Annotated in this window: 21 protein-coding genes; 17 read left to right on the top strand and 4 right to left on the bottom strand. The window is 33.1% G+C overall.

What is annotated here, in order from left to right; translation table 11 throughout:
- The first annotated feature begins 378 nt into the window (after positions 1 to 378).
- From B8T70_RS12750 to moaA, 16 genes are all read left to right on the top strand, one after another.
- The gene (locus B8T70_RS12750) at positions 379 to 1,854 is read left to right on the top strand and encodes a nitrate/nitrite transporter (protein WP_086895095.1); all 1,476 of its coding nucleotides are present in this window, start codon (positions 379 to 381) and stop codon (positions 1,852 to 1,854) included.
- A 20-nt stretch (positions 1,855 to 1,874) separates the two neighbouring features.
- Positions 1,875 to 3,467, top strand: a complete 1,593-nt coding sequence (locus B8T70_RS12745; RefSeq protein WP_039112848.1) for a magnesium transporter MgtE N-terminal domain-containing protein — start codon at positions 1,875 to 1,877, stop codon at positions 3,465 to 3,467.
- 28 nt (positions 3,468 to 3,495) lie between these two features.
- Positions 3,496 to 4,548 (top strand): MFS transporter, encoded by a 1,053-nt coding sequence (locus tag B8T70_RS12740; RefSeq protein WP_086895094.1) that lies wholly within the window; start codon positions 3,496 to 3,498, stop codon positions 4,546 to 4,548.
- 85 nt (positions 4,549 to 4,633) lie between these two features.
- Positions 4,634 to 6,850 carry a molybdopterin oxidoreductase family protein gene (locus B8T70_RS12735; protein WP_039118159.1) on the top strand — a complete coding sequence of 739 codons (2,217 nt, stop codon included), beginning with the start codon at positions 4,634 to 4,636 and terminating at the stop codon, positions 6,848 to 6,850.
- 17 nt (positions 6,851 to 6,867) lie between these two features.
- On the top strand, positions 6,868 to 7,437 hold the full coding sequence (locus B8T70_RS12730; protein ID WP_039112845.1) for a 4Fe-4S dicluster domain-containing protein: 570 nt from the start codon (positions 6,868 to 6,870) through the stop codon (positions 7,435 to 7,437).
- Between the two features lie 11 nt (positions 7,438 to 7,448).
- Positions 7,449 to 7,961, top strand: a complete 513-nt coding sequence (locus tag B8T70_RS12725) for a Rieske (2Fe-2S) protein (protein ID WP_086895093.1) — start codon at positions 7,449 to 7,451, stop codon at positions 7,959 to 7,961.
- 23 nt (positions 7,962 to 7,984) lie between these two features.
- Complete coding sequence (locus B8T70_RS12720) at positions 7,985 to 8,233, top strand: DUF6755 family protein (protein ID WP_039112843.1); 249 nt, start codon at positions 7,985 to 7,987, stop codon at positions 8,231 to 8,233.
- 243 nt (positions 8,234 to 8,476) lie between these two features.
- Positions 8,477 to 9,649 carry a gephyrin-like molybdotransferase Glp gene (glp, locus tag B8T70_RS12715; RefSeq protein WP_039118158.1) on the top strand — a complete coding sequence of 391 codons (1,173 nt, stop codon included), beginning with the start codon at positions 8,477 to 8,479 and terminating at the stop codon, positions 9,647 to 9,649.
- Between the two features lie 8 nt (positions 9,650 to 9,657).
- A complete protein-coding gene (locus B8T70_RS12710) occupies positions 9,658 to 10,404 on the top strand; it encodes a sulfite exporter TauE/SafE family protein (protein ID WP_086895092.1) in 747 nt (248 codons plus the stop codon).
- Between the two features lie 26 nt (positions 10,405 to 10,430).
- Positions 10,431 to 11,012: a molybdenum cofactor guanylyltransferase gene (locus tag B8T70_RS12705; RefSeq protein WP_086895091.1), complete on the top strand. Its 582-nt coding sequence runs from the start codon at positions 10,431 to 10,433 to the stop codon at positions 11,010 to 11,012.
- Complete coding sequence (gene cobA / locus B8T70_RS12700) at positions 11,009 to 11,803, top strand: uroporphyrinogen-III C-methyltransferase (RefSeq protein WP_086895090.1); 795 nt, start codon at positions 11,009 to 11,011, stop codon at positions 11,801 to 11,803. Before B8T70_RS12705 ends, cobA begins: the two co-directional genes overlap by 4 nt.
- A complete protein-coding gene (locus B8T70_RS12695; RefSeq protein WP_039120564.1) occupies positions 11,800 to 12,036 on the top strand; it encodes a MoaD/ThiS family protein in 237 nt (78 codons plus the stop codon). Before cobA ends, B8T70_RS12695 begins: the two co-directional genes overlap by 4 nt.
- An 11-nt stretch (positions 12,037 to 12,047) precedes the next feature.
- Positions 12,048 to 13,124: a HesA/MoeB/ThiF family protein gene (gene moeB / locus B8T70_RS12690; RefSeq protein ID WP_086895089.1), complete on the top strand. Its 1,077-nt coding sequence runs from the start codon at positions 12,048 to 12,050 to the stop codon at positions 13,122 to 13,124.
- Between the two features lie 193 nt (positions 13,125 to 13,317).
- On the top strand, positions 13,318 to 13,749 hold the full coding sequence (locus B8T70_RS12685) for a molybdenum cofactor biosynthesis protein MoaE (RefSeq protein ID WP_086895088.1): 432 nt from the start codon (positions 13,318 to 13,320) through the stop codon (positions 13,747 to 13,749).
- Between the two features lie 3 nt (positions 13,750 to 13,752).
- A complete protein-coding gene (gene moaCB, locus B8T70_RS12680) occupies positions 13,753 to 14,667 on the top strand; it encodes a bifunctional molybdenum cofactor biosynthesis protein MoaC/MoaB (RefSeq protein ID WP_086895087.1) in 915 nt (304 codons plus the stop codon).
- A complete protein-coding gene (gene moaA / locus B8T70_RS12675; RefSeq protein ID WP_086895086.1) occupies positions 14,654 to 15,661 on the top strand; it encodes a GTP 3',8-cyclase MoaA in 1,008 nt (335 codons plus the stop codon). Before moaCB ends, moaA begins: the two co-directional genes overlap by 14 nt.
- Before the next feature lie 663 nt (positions 15,662 to 16,324).
- On the opposite strand, the gene B8T70_RS12670 is transcribed toward moaA, so the two are convergent.
- The 4 genes from B8T70_RS12670 to B8T70_RS12655 all read right to left on the bottom strand — a co-directional run bounded on the left by B8T70_RS12670 (position 16,325) and on the right by B8T70_RS12655 (position 20,361).
- Positions 16,325 to 17,026, bottom strand: coding sequence for a hypothetical protein (locus B8T70_RS12670; RefSeq protein ID WP_207621533.1), 702 nt, complete (start codon positions 17,024 to 17,026; stop codon positions 16,325 to 16,327).
- A 246-nt stretch (positions 17,027 to 17,272) separates the two neighbouring features.
- On the bottom strand, positions 17,273 to 18,541 hold the full coding sequence (locus tag B8T70_RS12665; protein WP_086895085.1) for an alginate export family protein: 1,269 nt from the start codon (positions 18,539 to 18,541) through the stop codon (positions 17,273 to 17,275).
- A 449-nt stretch (positions 18,542 to 18,990) separates the two neighbouring features.
- Positions 18,991 to 19,650, bottom strand: a complete 660-nt coding sequence (locus tag B8T70_RS12660) for a response regulator transcription factor (RefSeq protein WP_086895084.1) — start codon at positions 19,648 to 19,650, stop codon at positions 18,991 to 18,993.
- Positions 19,651 to 19,776: 126 nt separating this feature from the next.
- Complete coding sequence (locus tag B8T70_RS12655; protein WP_086895083.1) at positions 19,777 to 20,361, bottom strand: DUF4202 domain-containing protein; 585 nt, start codon at positions 20,359 to 20,361, stop codon at positions 19,777 to 19,779.
- 218 nt (positions 20,362 to 20,579) lie between these two features.
- Here B8T70_RS12655 and B8T70_RS12650 point away from each other — a divergent pair, with 218 nt between their 5' ends.
- On the top strand, positions 20,580 to 21,380 hold the full coding sequence (locus B8T70_RS12650) for an META domain-containing protein (RefSeq protein ID WP_086895082.1): 801 nt from the start codon (positions 20,580 to 20,582) through the stop codon (positions 21,378 to 21,380).
- Positions 21,381 to 21,645 lie beyond the last annotated feature (265 nt).

Genomic DNA, 21,645 nt, shown 5'->3' with positions numbered 1-21,645 from the left:
GAAAGCGCCGTTTATCTCATTTGCAACTAAAATTTTAACAAAAGTGGAGCAGGAAAGGGTTTTCATTATTTTCTTATAATAAACGATAATCTAAAATTTTTGGTTTATAGTGTTGATAGTAAGTTATTTATATTCTTTCTTAATACGTGTTAATTCCTTTTTGTGTAAATTTTTTTGTTAATTTTATTCGGAATAAAACCATCATTGTTTAAAATAATATCCAATTGACCATAAAAAAGTCATTAAGGATAATATTGTCCTTAATATGACAAATGTCATTTTAAGTGGAAATTGATTTCTTTAATTTTGATTTTTAATTAAAGAGGTTCATAACTAGAGTACTGATTTAATTAAAAACGATATTAAAAACAGTCAATTATGAGTAGTTTATCTCAATCACACAAAATTTTATTTTTAAATACTTTAGCATTTACAATCTGTTTTGCTTGCTGGACACTAAATGGTGTTTTGGTTACGTATCTTGTAGATAAAGGTATATTTAATTGGACAGTTGTAGAAACAGGTTGGTTGCTAGGAATTCCTATTCTATCAGGATCAGTTTTCCGACTCCCTATAGGTATATTAACAGATAAATACGGAGGGAAGATTATATTTTCTGTTTTATTGTTATTATGTTCTGTTCCTCTTTTTCTTCTTCCGTTTGCAAATTCATTCTGGAGTTTTGCAGTTTTAAGCTTTTTATTTGGTTTAGTAGGAACCAGTTTTGCTGTAGGTATAGGATATACTTCGGCTTGGTATCCTCAAAACTGGCAAGGAAGAGCTTTGGGTATTTTCGGAATGGGAAATGCAGGTGCAGCGATTACAACTTTTGTTGCGCCAACTTTATTAAATCATCTATCAGAAAAGGATCCATTAAATGGTTGGAAAATGTTACCAATAATTTATGGAGGTGTTTTAGTTCTTATAGGAATACTTTTTATTGTTTTTGCTAAAAATAAAACCAATCCAGGAGTTTCAAAAACAATGAAAGAGCTAATGTCTCCGCTAAAAAATATCCGAGTTTGGCGTTTTGGAGCCTATTACTTTTTAGTCTTCGGGTGTTTCGTAGCTTATTCACAATGGTTAGTACCTAATTTCATGAATGTTTACCATACTTCATTGGTAATGGGAGGGATGTTTGCAACAATGTTCAGTTTGCCATCCGGAATAATCAGAGCTTTTGGAGGTTATTTATCTGATAAATTCGGAGCTAGAAAAGTAATGTATTGGGTTTTAGGTTCATCGATAGTTATTAGTTTCTTACTGATGTTCCCAAAAATGGAAATATTTACAGCAGGTCCTGGAGTTCTGGCTAGTAATAATGGTATTGTTACCGAAGTTGCTGCCGATGCAGTAATTATAAATGGTAAAGAGCATAAAATCAACACAAAAGTAATTTCGGGTAATGATGACACAGCAATTTTTCCAGTAAAAAATTCTTGGCAGGAAATTGTTGTAGAACAAAATCAAGAAGTAAAAAAGAAAGAATTACTAGCTAAGGGAATCACTCAAATAAAATTTAGCGCCAACCTTTGGGTCTATGTGATTTTGGTAATCCTGATAGGAATTTCATGGGGAATTGGTAAAGCAGCTGTATATAAACACATTCCAGAATACTTTCCTAATGAGGTAGGTGTTGTTGGTGGAATGGTAGGTTTAATAGGTGGATTAGGCGGATTTGTAGGCCCGATTATCTTTGGTTATCTCCTTAATTATACTGGGCTCTGGACCAGTTCATGGATATTTATTTTCATAGTATCAGTTCTTTGCTTGTTATGGATGCACCGAACTATTATAAATGCAATGAGAGCAAAATCTCCAAATTTCACCAGAGAAATAGAAGACAAACATTAAAAATTAAATAAATATAATATATGAAAACTTGGTTAGACAAATGGGAGCCCGAAGATGAAGCATTTTGGAGTTCTACCGGAAGTAAAATTGCTTGGAGGACATTAACAATAACAACAATAACTTTAGTATTATCATTTGCCTCATGGTTTATGATGAGTGTTATAGCGGTTAAATTACCAGGATTAGGGTTTCGTTTTACTAAAGATCAACTTTTTTGGCTAACAGCAATTCCTGGATTAGCTGCCGGAATCTTAAGAATTATTCACACTTTTATATTACCAATATTTGGAACGCGACATATAGTGTCGATTGCTACACTTATTAAATTAATTCCTGTAATCGGGATTGGTTTTGCAGTGATGGATGTAAATACTCCATTTTGGGTATTTGCAGTTTTAGCTTTTACTACAGGTTTTGGAGGTGGAGATTTCTCCTCTTATATGCCAAGTACAAGTTTATTTTTCCCTAAAAGACTTAAAGGTACGGCACTCGGAATTCAGGCAGGTATTGGGAATTTTGGTGTTTCGGTAGCACAATTTGTGACACCACTTATTATAAGTGTTAGTATTTTTGGAGCCGCATCAGTATTTACAAGTATTGATCATAAAGAAGCAATAGTTGTTTTTCAGAATGCTAGTATTGAAAAACAAAAAGAGGTTTTTGCTGCATTAGATCCTGAGGTACAAGCTAGAATATTGACCAATGTAAAGAAAACTGTTATTGACTCTGTAAGTACATCAATACAATCAGATGATAAAGTGGCTCTTTTTACGTCACTGCCTTTAAAAGCAAAAGCTAAGGCTATTGCAAATGCAAACCCAAAGATGGCTGAAAAAATATTAAATGATATCAGTCCAAAAAATACAGCGGTTAATAATAAAGAAATCTATTTACAGTCGGCTGCATTTTGGTATGCTCCCTTTCTGATATTATTGTCTATTATAAGTTGGTTTTACTTAAAAAGTATTCCAATGAAAGCATCTGTTAAAGAGCAATTAGATATTTTTTCAAACAAGCATACTTGGTATTGTACAATTACTTACGTAATGACTTTTGGAACTTTCGCTGGTTTATCTGCAGCTTTCCCATTAATGATTAAGTTTTTATATGGAGATTTTCCTAATGCACCAGATCCTTTAGTTTATGCTTTTTACGGACCACTTATAGGTTCAGCGAGCCGTATTGCTTTTGGTTTTGTTGCAGATAAAGTGGGAGGAGCTATACTTACTACAATTACTGGTTTAGGAATTTTAGCAGGAGCAATTATTTTAGTTACAGAAGGATTAGTAGCACCAACAAGTATGGATCAATTTCCTCTTTTTGTAACAGTAATTTTAGCGATGTTCTTTTTTACCGGAATTGGAAACGCAGGTACGTTTAGACAATACCCAATTATTTTTGCCGAAAACCAACGTCAGGCGGCTGGAGTTATTGGTTGGACAGCAGCAATCGCAGCATTTGGGCCATTTATCTTTTCAAAATTAATAGGAAACAATCTTTCTGCTAATGGTACTGTAAATCAATTCTTTATTGGCGTTGCTATTTTCACTATATTAGCTACAGGTATCAATTGGTGGTTCTATAATCGTAAAGGTTGTGAGAAACCGAGTTAATAAGTAATTCATTAAATTTTAATTAAGGATGAAAAATAAAACTTTTAATACCAAAGCTTTACTTGTTGCAACTCTTGTATCTGCATTAACTATAGTACTTGTGTTTTACGGGTCGAGACAACTACAAAATTTTGATGCTGCACTAGTTACTTATTTATTCGGAACTGTGTTTGCCTTCTTCGGAATCGTATATCGTTATTCAGTTTGGATACAACGTCCACCCACATGGATGTATTTTAAGCGTAGTATCAAGTTTCTATTTACAGGAAAAATATTCTCCCATTTATGGTTTCTAGGAAAAGAATCGGTAGAGAATATTGTTGTTCAGAAATTCATTTACCCAAGAAGTAAATACCGTTGGATAGCGCACTTTTGTATTGCATTAGGTTGTATGTCGGCATTTGCAATAACAATTCCGCTTACGTTCGGTTGGATACATTTTACATTGGCACCTGATTCCATTTCAATTTATGAAGCCCATTTTTTCGGATTTAAAATGATGGATTTTAAGATAGGATCATTTATGGCATTTATGATTTTTCATGCCTTAAACTGGTCATCTTGGTTAGTTATAATTGGATCAGTTTATTATTTGCGAAGACGATTAACAAATCCGGGTTTAATAGCAACACAATCTTTTGAAGGTGATTTGTTACCACTTATTTTATTAATCGCAATATCAGTTACAGGATTATGTCTTACCTATTCTTATCAATTTATGAAAGGATTTGCGTTTGATTTCCTGGCTGTAATTCATGCTGTAACAGTAATTATGTTTTTAATATGGATTCCTTTCGGGAAATTCTTCCATATCATTCAGCGTCCAGCCCAGATTGGAGCCCATATTTACAAGAAAGAAGGAATGAAAAAGGGGATGGCAGTTTGTCCGCATACAGGAGAAGAATTTACAACTCAGTTGCATGTTGATGATTTAAAAATTGTAACCAAAGAATTAGGTTTTGACTTTACTCATGAAGATGGAACTTCACACCTTGATTTAAGTCCAGAAGGAAAAAGATCCCGTTTGGCGCAAGCACATTTAAGAGCTAGATTAGAAAGTGGCGGAAGCTTATTTGGATAATTTTTTAAAAGTATACAGTCACGGTTTTCAGTCACAGTTTTAAACTTTGAACTTTAAACTTGAAACAAAATAAAACAAAATAAACATGGCAAAATTACCTGTATCAACCGAGAAGATAATTGAAGATTTTGGACCGCATTTAAATTATGCACCCAAAGATGGTTACGAAGGTAGAGATGAACCAGATGAAATAGTAAAAACGCATTGTTGTTTTTGCGGAATGCAATGTGGTATTCAATTATTAGTAAAAGAAAATAAAGTAGTAGGTTTCGAACCTTGGATGGAATTTCCTTTTAACGAAGGTCGTTTGTGTCCAAAAGGAGTACAGCGCTATTTACAAAATAATCATCCCGACCGACTTTTGCATCCTATAAAAAGAGTAGAAGGAAAAGGTTTCGAGAAAACTACTTGGGATGAGGCTATGGATAAAACCGTATCTGAGATAAAAAGAATTCAGGAAAAATATGGTAAGCATGCTTTTTCTATGTTATCTGGAGTATCACTTTCCAACGAAAAAAGTTACTTGGTAGGAAAGTTTGCGCGTGTAGCGTTAAAAACTAGAAACCTGGATTATAACGGTAGACTTTGTATGGTGAGTGCAGGAGCTGGAAATAAAAAAGCTTTTGGATTAGACCGTGCTTCAAATAATTATTCTGATTTAGAATATGCCGAAGTAATTATTGTTAGTGGTGCAAACATTAGCGAAACCTTCCCAACATTAACCCATTGGATTTGGAAAGCCAGAGATAGAGGAGCTAAACTTATAGTTATCGATCCTAGAATGATTCCGCTGGCAAGAACTGCAGATATTCATTTAGACATAAAACCAGGAACCGACTCGGCATTATATGGTGCGATGCTAAAATATTTGGTAGATCACGATATGTTAGACCATGATTTTATAGACAATTATACATCAGGTTTTCAGGAAACAATCGATGCTGTAAAAGATTATACCTTAGAATGGGCAGAGGAAATTACAGGAATTGATAAAAATAAAATTAAAGCTGCGGCAGAATTATGGGGTAAAGCCAAAACGAGCTTTTTGCTTCACGCACGCGGAATCGAACAACATACTAAAGGAGTTGATAATGTAGTAGGCTGTATCAATTTAGTTCTGGCAACAGGAAGACTAGGCAAACCTTACTGCGGATACGGAACAATAACCGGTCAAGGAAATGGACAAGGAGGAAGAGAGCATGGACATAAATGTGATCAATTACCAGGAAATAGAGATATTGAAAATCCGGAACATCGTAAATACATATCGCAAGTTTGGGGAATTGATGAAAAAGATATGCCAGGAAAAGGGCTATCAGCTTACGAAATCATTGATGCCATTCATAGAGGAGAAATAAAAGGATTACTTTCTATTTGTTTTAATCCGCTGGTATCATTGCCAAATAACAGTTATGTAAGAGAAGCACTAGAAAAATTAGAGTTTTATGTTTGTATCGATTTCTTCTTGAATGAAACTGCCCGTCATGCAGATATTGTTCTTGCAGGATCTTTGCAAGAAGAAGAAGAAGGAACAACTACATCGGCAGAAGGACGAGTTATCCGAATTCGCCAAGCAGTTACTCCTCCGGGAGATGCTAGAACAGATACTTCTATTTTCTTAGAACTGGCAAAAAGACTGGGTGAAGAAGATAAGTTTACGTATGAAAATAGTGAAGCCATTTTTAATGAGCTTCGAGTTGCCTCAAAAGGAGGAACAGCAGATTATTTTGGAATTTCTTATAAAAAAATAGAAGATAATATGGGAGTTTTTTGGCCATGTCCAACAGATGATCACCCAGGAACACCTAGATTATGGGAAGATAAAGTATTTTGTACTCCAGATAAGAAAGCTCATTTTAATCCGGCACCATATAGATTACCAAGTGAAGTTACAGATGATAAATACCCGATAACGCTTACAACTGGGCGTGTGGTTTCTCAATATCTTAGTGGAACACAAACACGAAGAATAGGGAAGTTAGTAGATCAAATTCCAGAACCTTTACTAGAAATTCATCCTGAGCTAGCTTTGAAATACGGAATTAAACAGCGTGAATTAGTACGAGTTGAAACCCGAAGAGGAGAAGGGATTTTTCCAGCAAATATTGTTGAGACAATCCGAAAAGATACAATTTTCATCCCTTATCATTGGCCGGGAGCAAAATCAGCAAATCAATTAACAATCGGAACATTAGATCCGGTTTCTAAAATGCCAGAATTTAAAGTTTGTGCCTGTTTATTGGATCCGCAAGGAGTAATTGCGCCACCATCTACAGAATCAGAAGCTTATGCAAGTATTTAATCTATAAAAACGTGACTATGAACCAAACTAATTTTAATACAAATGAAGAGTTTTTTGTAGATCTGCAGCGTTGTATTGGTTGTAAGGCTTGCGAAATGGCTTGTGCAGAATGTGAAACTAACGGGCAAGAATCATTGATCAGTGTGAACTATGTTGAGCGTTCATCAACAATTCAAACTACCGTACAGGTTTGTATGCATTGTGAAGATCCAGTATGTGCAAACGTATGTCCAGCCGATGCAATTTCACAAGACGAATTCGGAATCGTACATACTGCCAATACCGAAAGATGTATTGGTTGCTCAAACTGCGTGATGGCATGTCCGTTTGGAGTGCCTAAAAAGATGGAAGAGTACGATTTGATGATGAAATGTACGATGTGTTATGATAGAACAAGTGTGGGTAAAAAACCAATGTGTGCAACTGTTTGTCCTAGTGGAGCTTTATTTTACGGAACAAGAGCCGAAATTGAAGAAATGAGACCAAACAGTACACCAATCAATACTTTCATCTTCGGGAAAGAAGTAGTAAATACCAAAGTAAACATTATGATGCCTAAAGGCAGTAATGAATTAAGAATATATTAAATCTAAAATCCATGTCAAAAGAAGATAATTTAAATCAAAACTGGAAAAAAGATTTCCCAATAAAAAAGCAAGAATCTACTCAGGTAAGCCGACGTGATTTTGCTAAATTCCTAACATTTGTGTCAGGAGGATTAATGGTAGGTAGCGGATTTGTTGCTGCAAAAGCCTATTTGTTACCAAAAGAAGGAGTGCAAGGAGAACATTTTATTTGCAATAAAGATGAAGTTCCTGTAGGAGGAACAAGAGGATTTGTAATAGAAGGAAGTACAGTGCCCTATATTTTGATACATCTGGAAAACGGAGATTTCAAAGCATACGAACAAAAATGTACACATTTGTCTTGTTCTGTATTTTATAAACCAGGAACTGGAATAATTCATTGTCCTTGTCATGATGGCTCATTTGATGCTGCGACTGGAGATGTAATTTCTGGGCCTCCGCCTAGAGCATTACCAAAATTAGAAGTGTTTTTTAAAGATAAAGGCGTTTTTGTAAAAGAATTTATAGAACAGAAAGAAAGCTAGAGCAACCCTAAAAAAATAGTAGTATGAGTACTTTTAGAAGAAGTCAGAATCGTGCCAATCCAAATAAGTTGAACAATATACTTTCGACACTAATTTTCATTTTAATCTTAAATGTAAGTATCCAAATTTGGTTGTTATATGCTTCACTGAACAACGCATTGGATAATAACACAGAAATATTATTGCCTGCATTTATAGCTTCTGCTGTATTGTTTTTAATTGGGTTTTCATGGATGTATTATTTACCACAAGGAAACTTTAAAAAGAAATAAGATATTTCTACAATTGTAATTGCTTAATATATAGGTTTAAAAACGAGTTTATACCTGTAAATGTCTTTGAATACCTTTGTCAAAGTTTTTAATTTTGACAAAGGTTGTGTTAATTTAGAACACAGTATTTAAAGAATTAAGCTTAAATTTATACTCCTTAGAAATTTTAAATTAGTAAAGATTTCTACCAAATTAAAATACTTGTATTTGTAATACGTATTTTTACTTATATAAAACATCAACATGATTCAAGTAGATAAAGCCTTATCCATTATTGCTGACAACAGTATTAAAATGCCAGTTCGTAAAATAAAAGTGAGTAAATCACTTGGTTATATACTTGCCGAAACGGTTTATGCACCTATCGCAATGCCACCATTTCGTCAATCGGCTATGGATGGTTATGCTTTTACACATTCAGATAATAAGCAATATGATGTAATTGGTATTTCGCAAGCAGGAGATAGTGATAAGCATAAGATAAAAGCCAATCAGGCAATACGAATTTTTACAGGAGCATTTGTACCAGATTCTGTAGATACAGTAGTAATGCAAGAGCATGTTACTGTCGATGGAGATTCGATTACGATAGATAAAATGCCAGAAGCTAATGCAAATGTCAGAGCAAAAGGAGAACAGGTTAATGATGGCGATATCATGCTCGAAAAAGATACGCTATTAACTCCAGCAGGAATTGGTTTTTTGGCCTGTTTAGGAATTAGAGAAGTTACAGTGTACAGTAAGCCAAAAGTAGCCATTCTAGTTACAGGAAATGAATTAGTACAACCAGGAAAGAAATTAAAATTAGGTAAGATTTTCGAAAGTAATTCGATTATGCTACAAGCTGCTCTTGAAACTGCAGGAATTAAAAAAGTAAAAGTTTTTAGAGTAAAAGATAACTTAAAAGCCACTAAAAAAGTTCTGAAAAAGCTTTTAACAAAATACGATATGATTCTTGTTTCAGGAGGAATTTCGGTTGGTGACTATGACTTTGTTAAAGAAGCTTTATTAAAAAATGGAGTAGAAGAGTTATTTTATAAAATAAATCAAAAGCCAGGAAAACCATTGTTCTTTGGAAATAAAGAAGAAAAATTAGTTTTTGCATTACCAGGAAATCCTGCATCGTCACTTACCAGTTTTTATGTGTATGTTTTACCAGCACTAAAAAAAATGATGGGATTTGAGGATATTCATTTAAAAAGAATTGTTAGAAAACTAAGTACAGCAGTAATTAATACTACAGGGAAAACATTATTTTTAAAAGCGCTATATAATGAAACTCATGTAAGTGTATTAGATAGCCAAAGCTCGGCAATGTTAAATACTTTTGCTACAGCAAATTCTTTGCTTTTCGTACCTTACGACAGCACAGAAATTAAAAAAGATGAAGATGTAATCTTGTTACCATTAGATTAAAAATAATTATGAACATATTAACGACCGAAAACTTAATCATTTTTAGCATTGCACTTGTAGTAATTGCTTTTTTATACTCAAGTGTTGGTCATGGCGGAGCCTCAGGCTATTTGGCGCTTATGGCAATTTTTGCCTTCCCGATTGGTATAATGAAACCTTCGGCATTATTGCTTAATTTGTTTGTGTCCAGTATCTCTTTCTTCTTTTATTATAAGATGAATTATTTTAAGCCCAAGCTCTTTTATCCTTTTGCAATAGCATCAATTCCAGCGGCTTTTATAGGAGGATTTATAACATTAGATAGTACAGTTTACAAAGTAATATTAGGATTAGTTTTGGTATTTGCAGCGTTTAGATTATTTGGTTTTTTTAATTTTAAAGAAAAAGAAGCTGTAGTAATTAAACTTCCTTTTGCATTGGCTTTAGGATTTGGAATAGGATTATTATCAGGAATGCTAGGAATTGGAGGCGGAATTATATTAAGCCCGATTTTATTATTTTTAGGTTGGGCATCAGTTAAAGAGTCCGCAGCGGTTTCAAGTCTATTTATTTTCGTAAATTCACTAGCGGGAATAACAGGTTATTTTCTAGGAGGAAAAACCATTCCGATAGATAGTTTTTATTTAGTACCAATTGCAGTTTTTGGAGGAATCTTAGGTGGTTATTACGGAAGTGGATATTTCTCTAATAAAACATTAAAATATGTTTTAGGAGTTGTTATTCTGCTGGCAAGTGTAAAATTGATATTTCCATAAAATTAAAAGCAAGTAAAATTTTTGATATGAAAGATCTGGCAGTTTTTATTCTATGTGGAGGAAAAAGTTCCCGGATGCAATCTGAGAAAGGATTAGTATTGTTTAAAGGTAAACCCTTTATAGAACATATCATTCAGGCTATTGTGCCTATTACAAATAACATATTCTTGGTTACAAATGGAAATGATTATGACTATTTGGAGTATAATAAAATAAGTGATATCAAAATTGACAAAGGTCCGTTGGGAGGAATTTATACTGCTTTGTATCATTCAGAAAGTGAATTTAGCATGATTTTGAGTTGTGATATTCCTTTAATATCTACCGAATTATTATCTGAGTTAATCGAAAAACATGATGAAGAAGCAGCGATTACTGTTTTATCATCAGAGAGTCGGATGCATCCTTTGATTGGGATTTATGCTAAAAAAAATCTTCCAATTATTAAAGAAGCAATTGCCCAAGGAGATTTAAAATTAATGAATCTGATAGCCAAAGTGCCACATCAAATTATAACTTTCGACGAAAGTCAAAGTCTTAATTTTACGAATATAAATTCGCCAGACGAATTAAATGATCTTAATGCCAATTTAAATTCGATGTTATGAAAATATCATTAAGACCTAAGTTAACCGTTGTTGGAGCAGGGCCAGGCGATGTAGAGTTAATTACGATAAAAGCGATAAAAGCATTACAAAATGCCGATGTAGTTTTGTATGATGCTTTGGTAAACGAAGAATTATTAAAATATGCTACAAATGCAGAAATTGTTTTTGTAGGGAAACGTTTGGGATGCCATGCGTATAGTCAGGATCAGATAAATGAATTAATTGTATCGATGGCAAATCGTTATGGTCATGTAGTTAGGTTAAAAGGAGGAGATTCTTTTGTATTTGGGCGTGGGATTGAAGAAATAGAATATGCTCAAAAGTTTAATTTGGAAACAGCTGTTGTTCCCGGAATTTCATCGGCTTTAGGAGTTCCTGCTACAAACGGAATTAGTTTGACACAAAGAGAAATAGCCGAAAGTTTTTGGGTTATTACAGGAACAACTGCAGATCATAAATTATCAAAAGATATAAATTTAGCATCACAATCGGCTGCAACGGTTGTTATCCTTATGGGAATGCATAAGCTAGGTGAAATAATTGCTTTATATCAAAAAAACAGAACGGATGATTTGCCTATTACGGTTATTCAAAACGGAACAAAAGAGAATCAAAAGAAAGTAACAGGAACGATTAGTACAATTGTTCAACAGGTTAAAGATAAAGAAATAACTTCGCCAGCAATAATAGTTATTGGTGAAGTAGTAAGAAATATATTAGAACTAAACTCCTACTTTGAAGAATACTTAGAAGATGAGTTTATTTATCAGAATTTAAATTTAAAGCCATGATAGAGGTTAAATATTTTGGTGCTGTCGCAGAAAAAACAAATTGCCCAACAGAAAAAATTCCTTTGGGGAATTTGTCATTGGACCAATTATTAAACGATTTAGATAAAAAATATCAGTTAAATACACTCTCGTTTAGTATAGCAATCAATCAGAAGATAGTTCCCAAAACAACTGTTTATGAATTAAAAAGCAATGATATTATTGCTTTATTACCACCTTTTGCAGGTGGATAAATACATTTAATATGTCAGCATCACGTTATAATCGACAAATTATACTTCCTGAAGTGGGAGAAATTGGTCAGCAAAAATTATTTAAAGCCAAAGTATTGATAATTGGTGCAGGTGGTTTAGCATCGGCTATATTGCCTTATTTGGCTGCTGCGGGAGTTGGAGAAATAGGAATTGTAGATGATGATGTAATCGAGTTGAGTAATTTGCATCGTCAGGTTATTTATAAAAATGATGCAGTTGGAAATAGTAAAGTGCTAGAGGCAAAACGCATGGCGACCGAATTAAATCCAACAGTTAAAATAAATGCTATATCCGAAAGGCTTTCGGGAGAAAATGCACTCGATTTATTTAAGCATTATGATATAATAGTTGATGCGACAGATAATCTATCAACAAAATATCTTATAAACGATGCCTGTTGCGTTGTAAATAAACCATTAGTTTATGGTTCTATTTATAGATTTGAAGGGCAAGTTTCAGTCTTTAATTATAAAAACGGACCTACGTATCGTTGTTTATATTCAGATGAAAATAGTCAATCTTTAAATTGTAATGATGCAGGAGTAATTGGAATTTCGGTAGGGATTATCGGAATGCTACAAGCAAATGAAGTCATAAAAATGATTTTAGGAATAGGCGAAGTGCTGAGCGGTAAAATACTGGTTTATAATTTATTGAATAATGAACAGCAAAAGTATGACTTTGAGAAAAAGGAAAACTTAGTTATCGATAAATTTACTTTTGAAGCAAAATATAAAGTAATCAAAAATCAAGCAGAAGAAATTACTGTCGAAACAGTTTTGAATCAAATAGATTTTGAAGAGATACTTTTTTTAGATGTTAGAAATTTAGGAGAACTTCCAGAAATTAATCTCAAAAATAGAGTTCAGATTCCGTTATTGAATTTAGAAGATGAAATGGAGAAACTGAATAAAAATCAAACTATTTATGTTTTCTGTCAATCAGGTATAAGAAGTAAAATGGCAGTTGAATTGCTTAGTAAGAATCAGTTCAAAAATGTAAAAAGTATTATCGGAGGAGCTTTGGCACTGAATCAATTATTGAAAGAAGGTTCAAAGGTTTTTTAAAAGGAACAAAGGTTCAAAGGTTTAAAAAAAAGGCTCTAAGGCTCTGAGATTCTAAGTTTTTAAGCTTTGCGAACTTTGCGGTTAATTTCTTAGTCACAGATTAAAAGGATCTAAAAAAATCTGTGAGAATCTGTGTAATCAGTGGCAAAAAGTTTTTTAAAAAATAATTCGTGGCAAATAAAAATAAAAAATAATGAGTAAAAATGTATTTGTAGAAGGACCAATTTCTTCTGAGTTTATCGCTGAATCTATTGCGAAACATCAATCGAAACATACTATTGGTGCGCATAATATTTTTTTAGGGCAGGTTCGTGCCGATGTAATTCATGAGAATACTGTAGTAGCTATTGATTATTCGGCTTATACTGATATGGCGAATGAAGCTTTGCATGCAATTAGAGAAAAAGCGTTTGCCAAATATGATTTAACATGTATGCATATTTATCATAGTTTGGGTGTAGTAAAAGCAGGTGAGATTTGTTTATTTGTTTTTGTTTCGGCTACAAGGCGCAAACAAGTTTATGAAGCTACAGAAGCTATTGTAAATTGGATAAAAACCGATGTGCCTATTTTTGGCAAAGAATTATTTGAAAACGATACTTTCACCTGGAAGCAAAATACCTAGAAAATGGTTGATATTACCCATAAAATAAATACATTACGTTCAGCAACAGCAACAGCAATTGTAAAAGTGAGTCAACAAGCGACTATAGATGCAGTTGTTAATAATTTAGTACCAAAAGGGAATGTTATGGAAATGGCAAAAACAGCAGGATTATTTGCTGTAAAAAACACCCATTTATCCATTCCGGATTGTCATCCTATTCCAATCGAGTTTACGGCTGTAGAATATAAAATTGAAGGTTTAACTATCGAAATTATATTTAGAGTTAAAACAGTTTACAAAACAGGAGTAGAGGTCGAAGCAATGCACGGAGCGTCGATTGTGGCGCTTACAATGTATGATATGCTTAAACCGATTGATAAAGAGATTGAGATTTCGACAATAAAATTAATTAATAAAGAAGGAGGAAAATCGTCATTTAAGAACCGTTTTCCAGCAACTATAAAAGCGGCAGTTTTTGTATGTTCTGATTCTATTTTTGCAGGCGATAAAGAAGACCGTTCAGGTAAAATCATTGTAGAAAAACTTGAAGCATGTGGCGTAGAAACGGCACATTACGAGATTATTCCTGATGAAGTTGATATTATTCAGGAAAGAACTAAAGCTTACGCAAAAGAGAATCAGTTAGTGATTTTTACAGGAGGAACAGGCTTGTCACCACGTGATGTAACTCCCGAAGCACTAGCGCCATTATTAGAAAGTCGTATTCCAGGAATTGAAGAAGCAGTTCGTAACTATGGGCAACAACGTATGCCGTATGCCATGTTATCACGCACAGTCGCAGGAACTTTAGGGAAGACTTTGGTTTTGGCTTTGCCAGGATCAACTAATGGAGCCAGAGAATCTATGGACGCTATTTTTCCGCATGTTTTACATGTATTTCATATTTTAAAAGGCAATAATCATGATGCCAAATAACACAGTTTTAACCGATGATTTTGGGCGTAAGCACAACTATTTGCGTATTTCTCTTATTGAGAAATGCAATTTGCGTTGTACCTATTGCATGCCTGCCGATGGAATTATATTAACTCCGAAAAATGAGTTAATGACTGCCGATGAGGTATTTGCTATCGCACAAACATTTGTACAAAACGGTGTTGACAAAATCCGATTAACAGGAGGGGAACCACTTTTAAGAAAGGATTTTCCTGAAATTATTTCAAAATTAGCCACTTTTAATATTAAACTATCTCTTACTACCAACGGTATTTTGATAGACCGACATTTAGACGTTTTAAAGCAATTTAATGTTCGGGACATTAATTTGAGTCTGGATACTTTAATTGCTTCAAAATTTAATTCTATAACGCTTCGTAATCAGTTTGAGAAAGTAATTGACAACTTACATTTACTTTTAAACAATGATTTTAATGTAAAAGTAAATGTCGTTCTGATAAAAGGATTTAATGATGATGAGGTTATCGATTTTATCAAATTAACGAAGTTTTTACCTTTATCAATTCGGTTTATAGAGTTTATGCCTTTTGCAGGAAATGCATGGGATAAAAGCAAAATGGTTTCCCAAAAACAAATTTTAGAGACTCTTTCCAATCATTATAATCCATCTGAAATTGAAAAGTTAGAGGATGAAAAAAACTTCACAGCCAGAACTTTCAAAATAAAAGATTATCAAGGAAGTTTCGGAATTATCAGTTCGGTTACAAATCCGTTTTGTGATAGTTGCAATAGAATCCGCCTTACGGCAAATGGTAAAATAAAAAACTGTTTGTTCTCTAATGCCGAAACGGATTTATTAACTCCTTTTAGGAATGGAGAAACGATTACCGATTTGATTTCTGCGGCCATTGATACTAAGAAAAAAGTAAGAGCAGGAATGACTACAATAAAGGAATTGAACAACCCAAGTTTAAACCAGGACAATCGTAGTATGATTGCTATTGGGGGGTAGTTTTTTTTTGAGGTTCAGAGGTTTTGAGGCTCAGAGGTTCAAAGGTTTTTGAGGGACAAAGGTTCAGAGGTTCAAAGATGCAAAGATGCAAAGGTTTTTTGTAGAGACGCATCGCAGTACGTCTACGCAATATTGGTTTATTTATAATGCAAGCCCAAATTTGTCTTTCTGACGTAGGAAGAATCTCCGCGAGTGGCTCGACAATTTAGGATAAGTTTGTGTTAGTTTCTTGTGGAGACCCTTCGTTCCTCAGGGTGACAAGATTGGAGAGAAAAAGGAGCAGAGGTTCAGAGGTTTTTGAGGCTCAAAAGGACAAAGGTTCTGAGTTACTAAAGTTTTGAGTTTAAGTCAGGGTTATAATTCCTTTCATTTTTTAAATTCTATCATATTGTCATAGCTCACGGTTTCAACCGTGTGATACGGATTGTGATAATGCATTATGCTCCAACGGTTGAAACCGTTGGCAATGTTTATAATATGTTATTTGTGCTTGGAATTTTTACAAAGTGATTAGACTAATTTACGCAAAACACCTTTGTCAAAGTTCAAAACTTTGACAAAGGTTAGAAGGTTAACAGATTGATCTACATGCAGAATAAGCAAAGTCTTAGCATCTCCAAACAAAAATAGGGCTCAACTTTTTAAAGTTAAACCCTATTTTAATTATTTCTTCTTTTTCGATTTCGATTTCGATTTTTTTGCCTTCTTTTTAGCTATTTTTTTCGCCTTAGCTTTTTCTTTAGCTTTCTTAGTTTTTTCTTTCTTTTTGGCTTTTGCTTTAAGTTTTGCTTTTTTAGCTTTTTCTTTCTTTTTATCCTTCTTAGCTTTTTCTTTTTTCTTAGCTAATTTCTTTTTTTCTTTCTCTTTGTCCTTATCCTTGTCTTTCATCTTTTTCTTCTTTTTATCTTTTGATTTTTCTTTAATAATTTCTCCTATTGCATCAACTAAATTACCTGTACTTGGTGCTGTGCCTTTTTTCTCTTTTGGTGCTACAACAGGTTTCTCTACTATTGTTTTTTCTACAGTTTTTACAACTGGAGTAGCTATTTTTTTAGCGGGAATAGTTTGAGGTGTTTTTACTGGTGCAGGAGTTGTATCTGTAGTTTGTGCTTTAACAACAGGTTTTGCTGGTGTTGCTTTTTTTACAGGTGGTTTTGGTGCAACTTTTACTGGTGTTGTAGTTGCATTAGTTTGTGTTTTAACAACAGGTTTAGCTGTGGTTGTTTTTCTAACAGGAGCTTTTCTGGCTGGTGTTTTTGCTACTGGTGTTGCTACTGGTTTTTTGTCTTCTACAATTGGTTGAACGTCATCTGTTTTGGGTAAATCAGTATTTTGAGTAATACCTTCTGTCGCTTTTTTTTCCATATGATATTGGCTTTATAATTGAAAACTTTTGAAGTTAGTAATGATGAAAGGTTAAGGATGTGTCTAAATTGTTAACTTTCAGTTAAGTAAATATAATCAATATAAATGTACGGCAATGTTAAGTTTTTCCTCAATCATACGCTTTTGGATTATTTTACACATTATCTGCAAAAAAAATCCCCTTTGCTTTGTGCAAAAGGGAAATTATAAAGCTGAGTTTAAAATGAATGCTTTTACAAAAGAATTCTATTTTTTGTAAGTAAAAATTCTTGGATTTACGGAGATCATTAACCAAGCCCAGTTATTGGTATGTCCCGCATATCCAGGAGCTTTTAAAACTTCTAAAGTTTTAGTACCAAACATCTGAGAATAACCTCCTGTAAGTGTGATATCTTTTTTGAAATTGAATCCAGCTGTAAAGTCGACCTCAGTTCCTAAGTAGGAGTTCATTTTTTTGTTATCCACAACTACATCAGCAGCAGATAAGAATACGTGTGGCATTAATGCAAATTGCCATTTTTTTACATTGTAATTGAATTTTAAAGAAGCATCTTGTAAACCAACGCTGTTTTGATGACCTCCTCCAACATAAAAATAATCCATATACCCGTTGAAAGCATGATTGGTACCAAAAATAGGATTAAATGATTTGATAACTGTACTTCCGTCATTTGTATCTTTTCCTGATAGATATTCGTAACCAATACCAGCCTTAAATGAATCTGTTATACTGTATGCAAAGTTTACAGCTCCATCCCAGGAGCTTACTTGTTTGTCTGCACTTTTTCCGGTTTGACCGTAGAGACTTAAATTACCATCAATTTTTTTTGTTTTGTAAGTCAGATAAGTTCCAAAAGTTTGTTTGTAATCAATTAGTAGTTTTTTGTCGACATCATTATTCATATACTCATAACCAGTATTCAAAACTAATAGACTAACTCCTAATTTGTCTACATTAGTATGATACCATGCATATTGCATTGTTTTATAGTTACCTACTGTGTATGGAGTTTGAAAGTTGTTTTCGGCGTCAGAGTTATAGGCTAATCCCATATCAAGCTGATGGTTTTTAGGATGAAACGAAACCATTAAGGCATCGTGACTTTGTCCTTGTTGTAACCAGTCGATTTCTCCCATAATACGTTGGTTATCGTATGAAAGTACTTGACGTCCCGCTCTTGCGCTCCATTTTTCACTTATATCATATTGTGCCCATGCTTCAAAAAGGGCTACACCATTTACATCTTTCGTTGTAGTTGTTCCCACATCTCCCCATGTTCTAACATTCTGTAGTGTTAATTTAACTTTTAGCTGGTCTTGCGCAAAGTTTAAATTTAATCTTGTACGTTGAGAAACAAAAGATGTTGCTTCCTGACCATATGGGATAAGAGTTTTATATCCGTTTCTATACTCATAGCGAGGTCTAAGCTGTAAATTTGCGTCAAACTCCTGTGCTTGCATATCAACGCTTATGCTTCCTAATATTAATAAAGCGATAATTTTAAATTTCTTCATAACTAAGTTATTTATATACAGTGTAAAATTAAAGGATAAAAAGGTCTTTTTATGTGATAAAAGTCATACAATCTAAATTTATGGTAAATTATTGTTATTTATTATTTTGCAAGATGCTTCTTAACTTAGTATTTTATTATAGTTAGATGCATTTTTATTAAGTAGGTTGCGAAAACAATAAATCGAAGAACTAGGGCAAAAGTTATTAATAAAGATATAATATTTATTTGTAACTGTAAGATTTTCAAACAGTTGTATTTGTTTTAAGTAGGGTAGGATATAATAGGAGCGAAGTTAATTATTGTAGAAAAAACAATAATTATGATGTAATAAAGGAATTTAATCTTGATAGATACTTATACCGTATTTAGATAAAAAGCAATTAATGCATTTTAATAGTAAGTATAAATACTTGTTTCCTGAAGTTGTAGGAATTGAGATGTTTTAATCTAGATCAAAGAATATTCTGAAGCCTTATTAGATAGCTCCATTAGGTTTTTTACTTTGAGTTTTTTCATTAAATTAAACCGATGAACTTCAGCAGTTCTTTTGCTAATATTCAGCGTTTCTGCAATTTCTTTGTTTCCTTTTCCAGTTAATAATAGTTTAAGAATTTCTCTCTCTCTTCTGGTAATCATTGTTTCTTCACCCGAAGATTGTCTTAAATCAACATTGAAATTGTTATCAAGTAACTGTTTGATTAATATTGCCGATACATCACCGCTAAAGTATTTACCGCCCATAGCGACAGTATGTAACGCTTTTAAAAATTCTTCTTTACTGGAGCCTTTTAATAAATAACCATCTGCACCTGCCTTAATAGATTTTAAAACATATTCTTCAGATTCATGCATTGTTAATATGATTATTTTAACAGATTGATTCTGATCTCTAAGTTTTTCTACTACTTCGATGCCATTTAAGTGTGGCATTCTAATATCTACTATAAGTAAATCGGGTTGTTTGTCTATAACAATTTCCAGGGCTTCTAAGCCATCTGCTGCTTCCCCAACAACCTCAATATTAGATTCGTTTTTTAATAATGATTTAATGCCATCCCTTACAAATACATGGTCATCTGCCAGAACAACGCGAATGATATCTGCCATTTTACTTAATTTACAAATTAGGATTTACGTATATTCTGCTAGATTATTATGCTAATATACGTAATTCTTAATTTTTTGAGATGATATTAATTTAAAAGTAAAATTGTACGGTAGGAAAATGATAAATTATAAGCCTAAAGAAGCTTTAATTAATTCAAGATTTTCTTTGCTGTAGTTTATTTTTAAGGCTTCCTGATGTCCTTTATCAGACATTTTATCCCAAGTTTTTTTTATAATGTTTTTTAGCTTTTCTTCATCGTGTTTATGCACAAACGGATCAAGATAATATTCTAAAAATACGAGACAAATTACATCTTCTAACAATTGGGTTTCAGCATCTTTTTTAAGTAATTTTTTTTCGATTAAAAAAGAAACACGAGCTATAAATTCTGAATTATAACCTGCTTTTTCTAAAATTACAGCAGTTGTTTTAGCGTGAAACTTTTTTAAATCTTCTCTCCATTTTAAATATCCCACACGATCCATTGGATAAGATTCGCGGGCAACTTTCCATCTGCAAATATGTTGCGCTTTAGAAGCAATTTGTACCTCTTCTGAAGCTTCTGGATGAAACTCCATCAATTTTGTATACATCCTGTTAGAGTAAAGTAACTCTTTAGGATATGTCATGTTATTATCGGTTTCATGATTTGGATCCTGAGCATTTTCGGCATCAATCCATTCGCTTGCTTTTTGAAAAGGTGTTGTCATTTATAAGGAGATATATACAACCAAAGATACATAATTTAAGATATATAAATAATCTAAAAGTCAATAGGAATCGTACTAGCGGTAGTACAAATGAGTTTGCGCTTTATCACAGCTGATTGTTGCACTTATTTTTTTATTGTAAATTAGCTAAAAATCTATTTTATTTATTAAAGAAGTTAACATCTTTAAATTTAGGATGTTAATTTAAAATTACACATATGAAAAAACTTTTACTATTAGTCTCGGTCGCAATTTTGTCATTCAGTTGTAAAACGACAGTAAAGCCAAAACCTTTAACACAACCAAAGGAAGAAAACCCCGCATCTATGAATACAAATAATGCAGACGAATATGATGGTTCTACGTTTTTTAAGGCTACTGGAAACGAACCTTTTTGGGGCTTAAAAATAGGTAAAGAAAAAATTGCGTTTACCTCGTTGATTGAAGGATTAGAGGAAGTTAGTTCTCCTTATATAGAGCCTATTAAAGCGATGGATGCAAATGTTAAGTTGTATCGTTTTAATACTAAAACAGGTAGTATGAGTATTACGATTCAGCAAATGGATTGTACTGATACAATGTCGGGAGATAAATCGCCTTATAATGTTAAAATCGAAATCACAAATAATAGCGATGGTAGCGTAAAAAATATCGAAGGTTGCGGAAGATATATTACTGATTATCGCTTACATGACATCTGGGTTTTGGAACAATTAAATGGAAAAAAAGTTGCTGTAGCTGATTTTCAAAGTGAACTACCTAGAATTGAAATTTATAGTGCAGAGAATAGATTTTTAGGCTTTGCAGGATGCAATCAGGTTAACGGAAGTATCTTTTATGAGAAAGATTTATTGCGTTTTACAAATGTAGCTTCAACGTTAATGGCGTGTAGTGGTAATAATAAAGAAGATGAGTTTTTGCAAGCGCTTCAAAGTACTACAACTTATACTGTAGCCAATAATAGATTATCATTGTCTAATCCGTCTGGGTTGCTTTTAGTTTTCAGAAAAATTGATTAAGGAAGGTTCAAAGGTTCAGAGGCACTAAGGTACTGAGATTAAAAAAGACAAGCTACATAATTATGTGGCTTGTCTTTTTTAACTATGTTATGAATTCATTTATATATAAAATAGAGTAAATACTCAATGGGATTTTTCATAGTCTTGTCACGTGAATAAAGAGTTTCGCAAACAGTTAACCAAACGATATTGAGTTACTAGTGCGGTCTTTTCTACGTCAGGTCGACTTGAAGTAATTCCCCAGAGCCTTTGTTTCTTTACGACT

The sequence above is a fragment of the Flavobacterium sp. AJR genome (genome assembly GCF_002156885.1).
GTDB lineage: Bacteria > Bacteroidota > Bacteroidia > Flavobacteriales > Flavobacteriaceae > Flavobacterium.
This window is presented reverse-complemented; position numbering and strand designations above follow the sequence as displayed.